14 protein-coding genes are annotated in these 14585 nt (G+C 40.0%); 4 read left to right on the plus strand and 10 right to left on the minus strand.

What is annotated here, in order from left to right:
* Nucleotides 1-32: 32 nt before the first annotated feature.
* The 7 genes from AT15_RS02075 to AT15_RS02105 all read right to left on the minus strand — a co-directional run bounded on the left by AT15_RS02075 (nucleotide 33) and on the right by AT15_RS02105 (nucleotide 7977).
* Entirely contained in the window at nucleotides 33-1670 is a 1638-nt protein-coding gene (locus AT15_RS02075; RefSeq protein ID WP_068345886.1) for a glycoside hydrolase family 66 protein, read from the minus strand.
* Nucleotides 1667-2821, minus strand: a complete 1155-nt coding sequence (locus AT15_RS02080) for a glycoside hydrolase family 15 protein (protein WP_084251396.1) — start codon at nucleotides 2819-2821, stop codon at nucleotides 1667-1669. The genes AT15_RS02075 and AT15_RS02080 overlap by 4 nt, the downstream gene beginning before the upstream one ends.
* Nucleotides 2707-3537 carry a carbohydrate ABC transporter permease gene (locus AT15_RS02085; protein ID WP_068345890.1) on the minus strand — a complete coding sequence of 277 codons (831 nt, stop codon included), beginning with the start codon at nucleotides 3535-3537 and terminating at the stop codon, nucleotides 2707-2709. Before AT15_RS02085 ends, AT15_RS02080 begins: the two co-directional genes overlap by 115 nt.
* Before the next feature lie 9 nt (nucleotides 3538-3546).
* Nucleotides 3547-4431, minus strand: coding sequence for a carbohydrate ABC transporter permease (locus AT15_RS02090; RefSeq protein ID WP_084251397.1), 885 nt, complete (start codon nucleotides 4429-4431; stop codon nucleotides 3547-3549).
* A 60-nt stretch (nucleotides 4432-4491) separates the two neighbouring features.
* The gene (locus AT15_RS02095; RefSeq protein ID WP_068345894.1) at nucleotides 4492-5742 is read right to left on the minus strand and encodes an extracellular solute-binding protein; all 1251 of its coding nucleotides are present in this window, start codon (nucleotides 5740-5742) and stop codon (nucleotides 4492-4494) included.
* Between the two features lie 16 nt (nucleotides 5743-5758).
* Nucleotides 5759-6955, minus strand: coding sequence for an ROK family transcriptional regulator (locus tag AT15_RS02100; protein ID WP_068345895.1), 1197 nt, complete (start codon nucleotides 6953-6955; stop codon nucleotides 5759-5761).
* A gap of 218 nt (nucleotides 6956-7173) precedes the next feature.
* The gene (locus AT15_RS02105) at nucleotides 7174-7977 is read right to left on the minus strand and encodes an aldo/keto reductase (RefSeq protein WP_068345897.1); all 804 of its coding nucleotides are present in this window, start codon (nucleotides 7975-7977) and stop codon (nucleotides 7174-7176) included.
* A gap of 117 nt (nucleotides 7978-8094) precedes the next feature.
* Here AT15_RS02105 and AT15_RS02110 point away from each other — a divergent pair, with 117 nt between their 5' ends.
* Nucleotides 8095-8985, plus strand: a complete 891-nt coding sequence (locus AT15_RS02110; protein ID WP_068345899.1) for an aminoglycoside 6-adenylyltransferase — start codon at nucleotides 8095-8097, stop codon at nucleotides 8983-8985.
* A 1-nt stretch (nucleotide 8986) separates the two neighbouring features.
* Here AT15_RS02110 and AT15_RS02115 read toward each other — a convergent pair whose 3' ends face one another.
* The 3 genes from AT15_RS02115 to AT15_RS02125 are packed head-to-tail and all read right to left on the minus strand — an operon-like array spanning nucleotide 8987 to nucleotide 11253.
* Nucleotides 8987-9610 (minus strand): cyclase family protein, encoded by a 624-nt coding sequence (locus tag AT15_RS02115; protein WP_068345901.1) that lies wholly within the window; start codon nucleotides 9608-9610, stop codon nucleotides 8987-8989.
* 17 nt (nucleotides 9611-9627) lie between these two features.
* Nucleotides 9628-10443: a DMT family transporter gene (locus AT15_RS02120; RefSeq protein WP_068345903.1), complete on the minus strand. Its 816-nt coding sequence runs from the start codon at nucleotides 10441-10443 to the stop codon at nucleotides 9628-9630.
* A gap of 42 nt (nucleotides 10444-10485) precedes the next feature.
* Nucleotides 10486-11253, minus strand: coding sequence for a histidinol-phosphatase HisJ family protein (locus AT15_RS02125; RefSeq protein WP_068345905.1), 768 nt, complete (start codon nucleotides 11251-11253; stop codon nucleotides 10486-10488).
* Nucleotides 11254-11376: 123 nt separating this feature from the next.
* Between AT15_RS02125 and AT15_RS02130 the strand changes: the two genes are divergently transcribed.
* From AT15_RS02130 to AT15_RS02140, 3 genes are all read left to right on the plus strand, one after another.
* Entirely contained in the window at nucleotides 11377-12240 is an 864-nt protein-coding gene (locus AT15_RS02130) for a damage-control phosphatase ARMT1 family protein (RefSeq protein ID WP_068345906.1), read from the plus strand.
* A 94-nt stretch (nucleotides 12241-12334) separates the two neighbouring features.
* A complete protein-coding gene (locus AT15_RS02135) occupies nucleotides 12335-13570 on the plus strand; it encodes an RNA-guided endonuclease InsQ/TnpB family protein (protein WP_068345909.1) in 1236 nt (411 codons plus the stop codon).
* An 81-nt stretch (nucleotides 13571-13651) separates the two neighbouring features.
* On the plus strand, nucleotides 13652-14584 hold the full coding sequence (locus AT15_RS02140; protein ID WP_068345911.1) for an SIR2 family protein: 933 nt from the start codon (nucleotides 13652-13654) through the stop codon (nucleotides 14582-14584).
* Nucleotide 14585 lies beyond the last annotated feature (1 nt).

Here is a 14585-nt window from a genome sequence, read left to right on the forward strand (position 1 = left end):
AGCCAAAAATAAGCGGGATCAAAAGTTCCCGCTTATTTTTCTGGAATAACCAAAATTGCTGACCAGTATTTCAGGTAAAGGAGGGGTAGCTTTATTTTATTGCCAATTGTCTCCGCCTTTATTTCTTGAGGGGCAACATGACCATCAGGTGAGATGAAGAAAAATCGCGCATTATCCGGAAAAAAGGTTTTAGGGAAGGTTATGAACAGGTTGGAAAAATCCTCTGGCATTCGTTGCTTGGATCTCCATAATGAACTTCTTGCACTCACCAAATTCACGAAATTGATCATCATTCCTTGCTTCGAGTTTTTAAGGCTTACCCAAATTTTCCCTTTTTGGGGATTTGTTGAATAGTTTTCTTCAAAGTTCACATCGGATAATTCGTTAAATTCACCATTCAAAAAATCCTCATATCTAACCTGAAAATCATAGTAATTTTTCAGAGAGTCAAGAAATTTCATGTCCACAGCGTCCGCACCCGGAAAGTAAGGCCCGGAAAGTATACGCATTATTTCACCTATCTCAAGTCTTCTGCCCCCACTTATGGCAATGATAGAATCTGCCAAAAATATGCTGTGCTTTTTTATTCCTTCAAGATAAGCCGCCAGAATTACGGGCTTATCGCCGCTTCTTTTTTTGGCATCTGTTATCATTTTGTATAGGTCCTCATAAGTGTTGCAGCTCTCCCAGGGTTCGATATAGACCGTATCTGCCTTTGCTTCACTCTGGATTTTATTCGGCCAGTTGTTCACATAATTAAAGAATACAGGGCGATCTGTTTCCCTTTTTAGAAGGTTTATGAATTCCAAAAATCCCTGAGATGTTCTATATGGTATATATTTTCCATCCTTCATCATGTAAGATGTAAGATCTTTTGGGTATCCGTACTGGTCAAGGTGTATTCCATCGAATCCAAATTCAATGGTTTTTTTGCATTCATCAATGAGGAATTTTGTCCAATCCGAATCTTCCAGTGTATTTGTTATCAGTATTTTTTTATAGAAATCCAATGGAACCCAGCTTTCAGCTTCTTTTTTGTAGAGAAGCCACTCAGGATGTTTTTCGCCGAATTCCCTATTGCATGCATAAAGAGCTACATAAGCCATAGAGGCGATATTTCGTTTGTGCCCTTCATTTATTAGTTCTTTTAGAGTCGTGTTAGATATTTTTCTTACCCTCTGCCAGGCGTCTTTATATTCATCCCCTTCTTCATATACGAGCTTCCCATAGTCGTACATCCAGTCATAGTATTGAAGACCATTTATATGGAACTGCGTAAGATAATCCATTGTCTTTTCAATATCGTAGCGTTCAGGAAAGAAGTCTGTAAGAAAGCCGTACCTTGGCGAATCTAACCAACTATTCAACACGGAAAAGCCACGGCTGATATTATCACCAGATAATGCCAGATCTATTCCATATCCTCCAATTTCAAAGGGTGCATTAATTTCTATTGTTCCGGTCGTAGTTCCAACTTCGCTATGGATAATTTTTGTTCCACGAGTGATTTTAAGCTCATATTTAACACAATCATCAATGCCATCTATGGATAATATCATTTTGCTTCCGGGAATATAAAAGGCTTTATCGAAATTTAACTTCACAACAGCACCTCCAAAGCAAGAGAATAGGATGACAACCAGCAGAAAGAAAAGCCCTTTTCCTTTCATGATTTACCCCCCAGATCAAGCAATAGTTCCAGATAGTTGGCATGAGACCACAACAGTGGTCTGGCAATCTCACCCCAGCGTCCAAGCCATTCAGGATATTTTGAGCTATCTATCAAGTGTTCAGGCACCTGCTCCGGGAGGCCTTTGCTATCGAAGTGGCTTTCTATCCATTTTCTTATTGCTCTCGCTTTTTCAAACTCCCCGCTCCTAGTGTAATACTGAGCGAGAGTTGCAGAAAGTAAAATCCAGCTTCCTCCACCGAAATAGGTGTCTGTTGAAAAACGCTTAACACCACCATTTATATATAACTTCTCTTCGATCGCCTTTACTGTATTAACGATTGCCGGGTGATCAACTGGAAAGAGTTCAAAAGGAACTGCCCCCCAGATGAGGCTCGCATCGACATCATCGCTCAGTGACGATTTTTTTAAGCGTCCATCTTTTGATAATTCCCTCTCTATAAAACTCATAACTTCTATCCATTCTGTTTCTTTATCAAGGATCTTTTCTGCTGCTCTTAAACCAGCGGCTATTGAGAAAAGTGTAGAAGTATGGATTCCTTCGGGATTTTCTTCCCAGACATCATAGCAAGGAATATTCCAGACTTTTATTAGGTACTTTGAAAGTATTTCAATAAGTTCTCTGTTCTCATTCAACAAATCTTGCGGAGCGTATTTTTCAACAGCCCAAAGGAATGTCCCGTAACCATCGCTTTGACCGTTTGGCCAATCATCAGATGTTAAAGACCCATCAAGATTGTAGCGCGTTGGAAGCAGGTCTTTATGTGTGATCAGCTCATGTGAAGCAGCAAGGAGTCTTTCTATTTGAGCTTTTTGTTCTGAAATCACCCTAAACCCCCATCGAAAAAACTTATTGGCTGATTTTTTATTGCCAGCTCTTGCCATTGCAGCTGATATAAAAGAACCATCTCGAAACCAGCAATACCCGTATTGGGAAAAATTAGGAGACGCAACGTATGCCCCATGTTTGGATTGGTTTGCATGGATTATTTGAAGCGAACGTTCAAAAAAATTCATTATATTTTCAAACCTCCTTCTGCTACAGCTTTCACAAAATATTTCTGGAATGTGAAGTAAATAATAATCACAGGCAGGATTGCGATTATAGTACCTGCAAAGAGCAAATGCCATTGCACTCCGTGTTGTGCCTTAAAGCCCAATATTCCAATTGGAAGCGTCCAATCACGTTTGTCTCGTAATATAAGAGATGGCCAGAAGTAATCATCCCAAACTCCTAAAAAGGACATTATTACAAGTGTTGCCAGAGCTGGCCTGGCGAGAGGCATAGCTATATGCCAATATGTTTTAAATATACCGCATCCATCAAGCTCTGCAGCTTCTTCGAGTTCCCTTGGAATACCTTCAAAGAATCCCCTTAAAAAGAAAGCGTTAAAAGCTATTCCACCAACTCCACTCGTGAGAACAATTGTAAGGGGATTATCCATAAAAAAGGGAAATCTCCTTATCATGTCAAATTGCGGTATTATGAGCAATAATCCCGGGACAGCAAGAGTTGCAATAAGCACAGAAAACCAGAGCTCTTTTCCAGGGAATTTAAAACGAGCGAAACCATAAGCTGTAAGGGAAGAAAGGAAAACGTTTAGCAAAACTGCTGGTAGCGTTATCTTTAAAGAATTCAGAAAATAAAGCTTGAAATCAGCTTCTATCCAGACAGTTTTGTAGTTCTCAAGAGTTGCCGGTTTTGGTACTAATTGCGGAGGCACCGTAAAGATATATGCAGATTCTTTAAGTGATGTCACCACCATATAATAAAAGGGGAAGCACATTATTATGGCACCAACAAACAGAAGGATATAGATAATCAGATCAATTATTTTCTTTTTCATACCAACACCTCAATAACTTTCTCTTTTGAAGAGCTTCCTTTGAATCTGGGCAATTGTGAAAACTATCAGGAAAAATATAACAGCTATTGTTGCACCGTACCCGAAATGAAAGTATTCAAAGGCTTCTTTGAACATGTAGCTGCTTAAAACCTGTGTTGAGTTTCGTGGGCCACCACCGGTTATAACATATACTGAGAGAAAGACATTAAATCCCCCAATGGTCAACATGACTGTTTGAAACGCTATTACTGGGCGCAACATAGGAATTGTGATCTTTCTAAGTAACATCCATCCATTAGCTCCATCAATTCTTGCTGCTTCATATAATTGTTTTGGTATGCCCTGTAGCCCAGCAAGAAAAATGAGCATACTCCAGCCCACACCTTTCCAGATACCAAGCACATAAATTGGTATCATCGCCGTATTTTCCTGTGCTAACCATCTAATATCTTTTCCAATTAGGTGTAGAAAGTCTTTTAGTATGAAATTAACCAGTCCACCACGTGTAGCGAAAAGGTATTGAAAAAGCACAGAGACTACTACCCAGGAGGTTATAACTGGCAAATAATAAAGCAGTCTAAAAAAGGTTTGACCTTTCAAGCCCCTTGTAAGCAAAACTGCAATAAGGAGACCTAATACCATCTGTCCAGGAACAGTTACAATCACATATTTCAGTGTGTTAATCAAAGCAGTATAAAATTTGTCATCTTGAAAAAGTTTCATGTAATTGGACAGTCCCACGAATTTATTTGGAATCCTTGGATTGATGTTCCATTTGTACAGGCTCATCAGGAAACTTTTGATTATTGGATAAATTGTCCAGATGAGATAACTTAGAAGCCCGGGAAGTACAAAGAGAAATCCTGCCCATTTTCGTCTTGTTTCACGTTTCACCGAAGACACTCCTTAAAAAGAGGGGAGGTGCTCTCCCCTCCTAAAATGTGGATATCTGAATCATTTAAATTCGGACAAAACTTCTTCAATATCCATTGCTGCTTCCCAAAGTGCAAAATCAGAATTGTAATCCGCAACAATAGCATTCTGCCATGCAAGATCCATTATATCGTTGATCTGGTTCCATGCAGGATGTGGCGAACGAGCTACGGCTGTTTCAAGTTGCTTCATAAAAGTATGGAAGTATGGATGGTTCTGAATAACAGGATCTTCAACAAGATCTTTTCTTACTGGCATCTGGCTCACTTCGACAAAAGCTTTTTGAACCTCATAAGATGTCATGTACTTCGCAAATTCCCATGCAGCTTCTTTGTGTTCTGAGAAAGCCGAAATAACTATATCTTCTCCCCCTACAACCGATCTCGAACCACCTTTTCCTGCAGGGAAAAGTGCGTAATTAATTTCAGCATCGGGATATTGCCCCTTTATGATTGGCCAACTCCACGGCCCGGCTATAATCATTGCATAGACGCCCTCAGCATAACCTTCAAAAGTCCCGATTCCTCCACCCCCAACAACTGTATCAGCTATATATCCATCATAATAAAGCTCCTTGAATGTTTCTAAAGCTTCAATACTTTCTTTGGAATTAACATAGCCTTCGGCTTTGGAATTAGTTGGATCGAGGATATAACCACCAAAGGAGTAAATCCATGGTATAGAGTTCCATGGACCCAAACCATAATCTGCATATCCCCATTGATCAGTTTGGCCATCCCCATCTTTATCCTTCGTGAGGAGCTTAATGTCTTTCACAAATTCTTCTATCGTTTCAGGCGGACCATCCAACCCCGCTTCTTCAAAGAGCTTTTTGTTCCATAAAAGAACACGTGTATTTGTGTCAAGTGGCAAGCCATAGTAATTGCCTTTCCAATAACATGTAGAGAGAGGTCCAGGGAGAAATTGATCTTTCAGCTTGTTGAATTCATCCGGAAATGCCTTGTTTAAAGGAAGTAAAACCTCAATATCACCAAATTGTGGAACCCAGATAATATCCATCCTGATTACATCAGCGAGTTCTCCTGTTGCAGTACTGACTATTAGCCTTTGCCTCATGTCATCATAATTCACCTGTGTTTCGATGACTTTTATATCTGGATGAAGTTTTTCGAATTCCGGGATGATTTTCTCTGTCAGTAGTTTATATTCCCCGGAATTGGTACTGTACGTATGCCAGAACGTTATTTCTTCGACTCCAAACACCATAATGACAATTACCAGAAGTGCAAATACAAGAAATATCTTCCTCATACAAACCTCCCCTTTTCTATTTTTGAGAAACCCTGAAAAGTTTCTCGTCCATAAGATTGTAGATTGAACCCAAAGCCCAGCTTTCCTCACCAAGCTCATCGATTTCAAAGATCACATTGTCTCCTAGTCGCCCAAAAGCATTTTTCACAGCAAATAGTATGGATTCATTGAGAAAATGATCTTTGAATTCGAGAGCTTCACCGCCGATGAGTAAATAATCCGGAGCAAGCATATTTATTATGTTTTTTAAAGCTATACCAATGAGCTGGGCGTACTCGTCAAAGACACTTTCAAATGCTTCTGGATCAATGTTTTTTGCCTTTCGTAGATATTCAATTTCAGAGCTCTCCGATTGCTTAACCGATTTGTATAACTCCCTTAGTTGGATGTTCTTAGTTGTAGAAGCTACTTTTTTTACAAGAGAACCAAATGAAGCTTCAGCTTCAAGGCATCCTTTGCTTCCGCATGAACAGGTTGTGCCATCTTTTACCACTGTCATATGCCCTATTTCACCTACTCCGCCTTTTGCAGTATGGATTTTCCCATCGATAATCAACGCGCCGCCTATACCTATACCAAGTGTAATCACAACCGCGTTAGAATATTGACCAGCCTTACCAAGCCATAAATGGCTCATGGCAAAAGAATCAACATCGTTCATAACGAGCACTTCACATTTAAAAGCCTTTTTAAGAAGCTCGGCAATACGTACATCGCGCCACCCAAGCAAAAAGGAATCTTTTACTATGCCCTCTTTTGAATCAACAACACCGGAAACAGCAATTCCAATGCCAAGCAAATTCCCGTCACTTTTTGAGTTGCATTTATTCCAACATTTTTTTACTACTTCAACAATTGAGACAGGGTCAGATGATTCAGTATCACATCTTTGGTTTTCAAACATCTTGCCTGTGAAATCTGTAATCGCAAGTTCAATATAGCCAACGCCTATTTTTACGCCTAAGAACTGCCCATAATCCGGATTTAAAGAAAGCAATATGGGTTTTCTTCCACCTGAGGATTTGGCTGAACCTGCTTCGAGGATCATTCCCTGATTAATCAATTCCGCTGTTATCTTCGTTACAGCAGCAGGGCTTAACCCCGTTTGTTTTGCTATCGAAGCCCTATCGATTTTTTCATTGTTATAAATGGTTCTCAAGATGAGTTTTTCGTTTATCTCTTTAATTAAGTATTTTGAACCCCTTCTTTTCATCTTATCACTTTCTTTCTTCAATGAATTAACTAAGTTCATTATAAAACTTTTTTCCATCAGAGCAAGACTAAATAAGCCAGTGTTATTTGTGATTATGATTAATTATTTGCAAATACACAAGGATAGCTTTATATTTCTATGAAAAAGGCTTATGAGAAAATATCCGGTATGTGTTTTGCAACGCTCGGTTTTTTGAAGATTTTTTAGAAAATGTCAGTTCAGATTTTCAATTCGAAATTCTCCAGAAGTTCAAGCGATTGCAGGTTTTCTTCAAGATGCTCAACGGATGAGGCTTTTGGTATGGTGACAACCCTTTCTTTTGCAAGAAGCCAGGCTAGCATTATCTGATAGATTGAAGCATTGTATTCTTCAGACGCTTCTTCGAGGATCCTTCTTATATGTTCTGAAATCACTTTTCTTCGCAGTGGCGAATAAGCGGTAAGGGTTATCCCTGCTTCCTGGCAATATGGCAGTAGGCTTGTTTCTGGTTCTCTGTCTTCGATATTGTATAAAACCTGATTACATACTATTTCTTCGGGCGATACAGAAATAGCATCTTTCAATTGGCTTGTATTAAAGTTTGAAACCCCTATATGTCTTATGAATCCAAGCTTTTTCATTTCTGCCATTGCAGTCAAAGTTTCTCTCAATGGGACATCCGGATTATACCAGTGTATAAGGTAAAGATCTATGTACTCAATTTTTAGCCTTTTCAGGCTCGCCTTTAGTGCCCTGGGAAGGTCTTTCGCAGATAGATGTGTAGGCCAAACTTTTGAGACAATGAAGAGCTTTTCTCTGGGGAAAGCTTGTATCGCATCCCCAATAAGCTCCTCCGTATGGCCTGCGGCATAATATTCCGCCGTGTCAATGTGGGTATATCCCATCTCAATGGCTTCTTCTAAAAGCCCTATTGTCTGCCTGTCTTTTGAGTGATCGGGCATTTCAAAACCGCCAATCCCCCAGGTTCCAAGGCCCAGAACGGGTATTCTTTCACCGGTGTTCCCAAGTTCTTTAAAGACCATACCTTTTCACCCCTCAAAATCTGTTTATGAAATTATATTCCTTTGTACCCTTTTTACCAAACATCCTTTTCCACCTCATGTACAATTTAATTAATCCACAACAATTGGAGGGATATCATGAGAACAGAAACAGAAGTGACTAAGGAAATAGTGGAATGGGCAAAAGAGCAAGAAAAGGTTCGAGCCGTGTTGTTAACGGGATCAAGGGCAAACCCGAGGGCTTTTACAGATATCCTTTCTGACTATGATGTAATCTATGTGGTAACCGATGTACTTGAATACGCAGATGACGATTCGTGGATCTCAAATTTTGGGGAGGTTATAACCTCTTTCAAAGATGAATTCATTTGGAAGGAACACGACAACAAAAAGACCTACACCCGTCTGATGCAATATAGTGATGGAGTCAGAATAGATTTCAGCATCTGGCCAGTGGAACTCTTAGAGCTCGTTTCAGAAACAGAAATTCTTCCTGATTCTTTGGATATTGGATACAAAGTCCTGCTTGACAAAGACAGATTGACTGAAAGATTGAAATCGCCAACTCATAGGGCATACGATATCTCACAACCAACTGAAGAGGAGTTTCTCACGCAGGTTAAGGAATTTTGGTGGGATGTCACATATGTTCCCAAAGCCCTCTGGCGCGATGAGCTGTATTTTGCTAAGTACATGATGGAGCATATAAGATTTGGGTACTTTGAAAAGATGCTTAACTGGTATATTGGAGCTAAGCATAACTGGAGCATAAATCCCGGAAAGCATGGTCAATGGTATGAACATTACCTTGAACCTGAATTGTACAAAAAGCTCGAAAAAACTTTTTCGGGTTCTGACTTCAATGAAAACTGGGATGCGCTCTTTCAGGTAATGAAGCTTTTCCGTTATCTTGGAGTTGAAGTGTCAAAGAGTCTTGGATATACGTATCCAATGCACCTGGATGAAAGAGTATCGAAGTATGTTGTGGAAATCAAGAAGTTGAACAAAAACACTACAAGAGAATCTTAGGTTATTCAGTTATCCGAACAATCACCCTGGCGATAGAAGAATCGGCTTTTATTCTTAATGGGAGTGCTATGACTTCAAAGGTTTTTAGGCCAAGTAGCTTGTCGAGGTTCGTTAAGTTTTCAGCGATGAGTACGCCACCGGAGAACAATATATGATGTATTTCAAAGGGATATCTGTCTGGAGAAGCCGAATCAAGTCCCAGCATCTTCACTTCTCTTTCCACAAGAAACTTTGCGAATTTTTTTGATACAACTGGATTATTCAAAAAATAGTCTTTAGTTCCGAATTTTTCATCGCATCCGGTATGAAGAATAACAATGCTTCTCTTTTTTATGATAAGCTCGTATTCTTCTTTGAACTCAATCACTTCTTGCCCTCTGACATCAAGCATAACGCCTTCTCCAACAAAGTTTTCAAGTGGAAACTCTAAAATGTGCTTTTTGCTGTTTGTCATATGCATGGGACCGTCAATATGTGTTCCGCTATGCATGCTTATTTCAAGCCTGTGATTGTTGTAACCATCTTTGCTGAGATACCTTGATTGTCGCAAAATAGTTTCATCATCGCCGGGATACACGGCCATTCCATTTTTGATAATCCTCGATAAATCAATAAATTTGCTCATGTTTACGCCTCCTGCTTTCAAAGAAACAATGAAATGATGACAATAGCAGTCCCTATTATTTTTATTACACCTAATTGTTCAGAGAGAAAAGCAACAGCAAAAAATGTGGATACAATGGGCTTTAAATAAAAGATTCGACTTGCTGCAGAAGCACCAATCAGTTCCATTGCTCTGAAAAAGGTCAAATAGGCTACTCCAGTTACTCCTACACCAAGATAGAGAATCACCAGCCAGTTTACCGCGGAGAGCTCAGGGGAAGTGAATTTACCTGTAATTATTAGTAAAATCCCATATAAGAGGCTGGAAAAGAAAGAAGAGTATGCGGTGCTAACAAGCGCACCAAATTTTATTATGAACCTTTTCATAACCAGAGAATACAACGCAAAGGATAATGAAGCTAAAAGCCCGAAGAATATTCCAAGAAATGTGTCTCCCACAATCCTGCCATAGGCAAATACAACTATCCCGCATAATCCTATAACCGTAGCCACGAATTTCTTTTTTGTGAGCCTTTCGCCGGCAATAAAAACAAGAAGAGATACGAATATAGGATTAGTGGCAACAAGTGTCGCTGCTGTTGAAGCAACGCCGTGTTTCACAGATAGTTGGAGCGCTGTCATGGAAATTATGGAATTCAACGAGCCCACAAGCGTCAAAAGTAGAATATCTTTTAAACTAAGTCTCTTTCTCACAAAAGAGAGTAAAAAAAGACCACCTATGAAGAATCTCAAGAAAGTTAGAAAAAACGGGTCAACAGAACCCATAAGAGGTTTTGAAATCACTTCCATAGAGGAAAAAAAGAACAATGTTATACCAAGATAAAGATAAGCCACATGACCATCCTTTGCTCAATCAATTGCTTCTATTATAGAACATCACGAAGACGGTGGAAAGGTTTCTATTGGTATGGAAATGAAGTTTCCATCTTCACAATAGAAAATTTCTTTTACTCCCAGGGTTTTGATGATTTTAAGAGCTTCGTCAAACCCTTTCCCGAGATCCTCTGTTCTATGGGCATCAGAACCGATAGTAAGATATTTCCCGCCAAAGGAAAGGTACTTTTCGATAATCCAGGGTTGTGGGTTGACTTCCTTAAATGCTTTTCTCAATCCAGATGTATTTATTTCTAATCCCAGATCCATTTTCACTAAAAGCGTTAAGAGCTCATCAAGTAATGGAGAAGGTTCAAGAGGGGAATAATCAGGGATATATCGCCTTAAGAAATCGAGGTGCCCGAAAAAACCGGGGAATTCAAGGGTTTCAACCGCTGCAATTGATTCTTCCAGATAGGCTTTCCACAACTTTTTAGGCTCGGTGTTATCAGGAAAATTCGGGCCATCGTGAATAGAATAAATAAAGTAGTCAAAAGCCCCATTCAAAATGGTGTTATCTGTGTAGCTTTGAATGCCAAGCTCTACGGCTTTAAGCACTTTAAGGGGATATTCTTTCGATACTCGCTCAATTTCCTCAAGATACGGCAATGGATCGCCAAAGTTTTCCGCTTCTTCCAGTGTGGGACCGAGCTCATAATGGTCACTTATGCCAAGTACTTTGACATCCCTTTTTACAGCAGCTTCTACTACTTCTTCAATTGTAGGTTCTGCATCCGGTGAGAACCTCGTATGAACGTGAAGATCTATCATGACTCTCCTCCCGCCTTAAATTCATCTATATGATAACTTATTTTATTCTATTGGGGAAATGCTATTGTGCGAATCCCCGGCTATTTTGATGTTAAAATTATTGAAAAGTAAGGAGATGATTTTGTGAGAAGTTCCATCGAATGTATCCCATGTAATATCAACTCATTGATACGCATTTTGAAGAAAGCCAATATCGATTCCAAAATACAAGAAGAGCTTGTGAAGGGCTATATGGAAAAACTTTTAAAGCTTGAAACTTTCGAAATGACCCCCGTTCACATGGGTAGAGAAATCAGAAAGCTTCTATTGAAATCTCTTGGCAAGGTTGACCTTTATAAAGAAATAAAGGATTCTTCTAACGAGCTTCTTCTTTCCCTGTATGATGATCTGAAGGTTGAGGTTATGAAATCTCCCAATCCTGTTGAAACTGCTTTGAGATTTTCAGTCGCCGGGAACATCATAGATTTTGCGCCCGGTCACGAAATTAACCTCATGAAGACCTTGAGAGATTCTACAAGAACAGCCTTTGCAATCGATCACTTAGAGAAACTTTCGAAGGATTTGCAGAACGCTAAGAGTCTGCTTTTAATCGGAGATAACTGCGGGGAAGCTGTTTTGGATAAGTTGCTTCTGGAAGTTATCGACGTGCCTGTGAAATATTTCGCGGTGAGAAGCACACCTGTTTTAAACGACATAACCCTGAGAGAAGCGAAACTCATAGGTATGGACAAAGTAGCTACAGTTATAGAAAGCGGCACCGATGCTCCCGGGACTCTGCTTGATAGAATTACTCCAGAATTCAAAGAGATCCTTTACAATTCCGATGTTGTTATAGCAAAAGGTCAGGGAAATTTTGAAAGCCTCAGTGAAATAGACAGGGGTATCTACTTTTTGCTTATGACGAAATGTGATATTGTTAGCAGTTATGTTGGCGTCAACAAAGGCAGCTTTGTGATAATAAAAAAAGAACCGAAATTACAGAAATAAATTGTGAAAGCCCATACCCTTTAGGGTGTCGGGATGAAACAATTTAATTCAATATGAAATGCAATATAATATGTATTAGGAGATACATTGAAGAATGTCAAGACATATAAAGGTTTATAAATTTCCAGTGCCGTATACACACAATTCGCAATATAAAGAATTAATGCAGCTTGCCGGAAGAATCTATAGCAAGACTGTATCTATTATTAAAAAAACTCATAAAAGAAAAGGGTTCTGGCTTTCTATAAATACAACACAAAAGTATATACTGAGATGGGCGCAGGACATTCCTCTTCATTCACAAACAAAACAAGCTCTTGTCGAAAAATATTTCGAGGCACTCAAAGGCTACTTTAAAGCCAGAAAAACAAATTCTGACCTCAAGCCACCATTCAGAACCCCAAAATATTTTGTTGTTATCTGGAAAAACCAGGCAGTAAGACTTCTAAAAGATGGCACATTGAGACTTTCGATGGGAAACGGAAGAAACCCTCTGTATGTTCTAACAACCCTTCCTCAGGGAGTTGACATACGTCGTGTCGAGCTTGTCTACGACAGAAAGCAAGACCAGTACTTCTTCAGTGTAGCGGTTGCGTTTGAAAGTAAAACAGAGCAACTCGGAAACAAAGTAGCCGGCGTGGATCTTGGTGTTATCCATCCGATTGTTGCTTCTACAGAAGATCAAACAATTCTCTACAACGGAGGAGAGCTGAACGCAAAACTGCAGTATCGAAACAAAAAACATGCTGAGTTTCAGAGGAAACTGTCGAAGAAAAAGCCTGGTTCAAGACGCTACAGAAAGCTTGTAAAGGCAAAGCGAATGTTCCTCAAAAAGACACAAAATCAGATTAACGATATTCTTCACAAGTACACTACTCATCTTGTCGGATGGTGTCTGTCTCAGGGAATAGGCACCATTGCAGTTGGAGACTTGCGAGGTATACGAGACAGGGTTGACTACAACTCAACCGCAAACCAGAAGATTCACCAGTGGCTGTTCAGGAAAGTGTCTGATCTCATCAAAGCCAAAGCCGAAACAGTTGGCGTCAAAGTCGTCTTTGCGAGGGAATCCTACACTTCTCAGACATGTCCTGTCTGTGGGGCAAAACACAAGACTTCGACGAGAAATTTCAAATGTCCAGATTGTGGATTCATGGGCCACAGAGATGCTGTAGGAGCCTTCAACATCATAAAAAAGTATACAGGCGAAAGCCTGGTAGTAGGGTCCTTGGCGTACCCCGTGGGTGTGAGATACAGCTCACACCTGTGTTGCCCGGTGTCCATGTGGTCACCGTGGAAGCCTACCATTGAGTGGGCAAGAACCTCCTGATTATAGGAATCCTATCCCCTTCAGGGGATTGGGAAGACGTCAAAATCTCCTAAGTTATAATGTGTTGAAGGAGTGGAAGAATTGGATTTTGAAAGAACCCTTGATGACATCGTTGAAACATTATTTAACGCAAAAACCTATGGGAAGAAATGCGCGTTACTCATTGGCACGGGGTGCTCTGCACAGGCAGGCATTCCCACTGCTGAGAAATTTGTGGATATTATTCAAAGAGATAGGCCCAGGGATTTTGCTCGTGCACCAAAAAAGAGTTACTCCAGCTGCATGGGACAGCTTGCTCCCGGAGAGCGCCGCGATTTGATAGCTAACTTCACAGATGAGACGAAGATAAACTGGGCTCATATAATAATGGCCCAGCTTATGAAAGTGGGATTTGTTGACCGTATTCTCACCACTAATTTTGACCCGCTCCTTATTAAGGCCTGTGCTATGTTGAATGAATTCCCTGCGGTATATGACCTAACTGCAAGTACAAACTTCAGGCCTTCATATATCCCTGAAAAATCCGTTTTTTATCTGCACGGTCAGAGAACAGGCTTTGAGCTCATAAATACCGCCGAAGAATTTGTGGAACATTCCAAAAGAATTCAGCCCGTTATTCAAGATACTGCACGGGGAAGAGTGTGGATTGTAGTTGGATACAGTGGGAAAAATGATCCTGTTTTTGATATCTTTGCCAATTTTCCTCGGTTCGATTACAAGCTTTACTGGGTCGGTTATCGAGACAACCCACCTGAGAAGCATATAAATGAACAATTATTACAAGAAGGCAAACATGCTTACTATGTAAGGGGATATGATGCTGACAGCTTTTTTGTAAACCTTGCCAAGAAACTTGGTTGCTTTCCGCCGGATTTCTTGAAAAAACCTTTTTCTTTCTTGAAGGGGCTTTTCGATAACCTCGCTCCCTGTGAATGCCTGAATGGTGCTGATGATATTGGAATAGAGGATACTGTGAGGAAAATCGAGAGGGCAATAGAAAACTTTGAAAATTAAT

The organism is Kosmotoga arenicorallina S304 (assembly GCF_001636545.1).
Taxonomy (GTDB): Bacteria; Thermotogota; Thermotogae; order Petrotogales; family Kosmotogaceae; genus Kosmotoga_B; species Kosmotoga_B arenicorallina.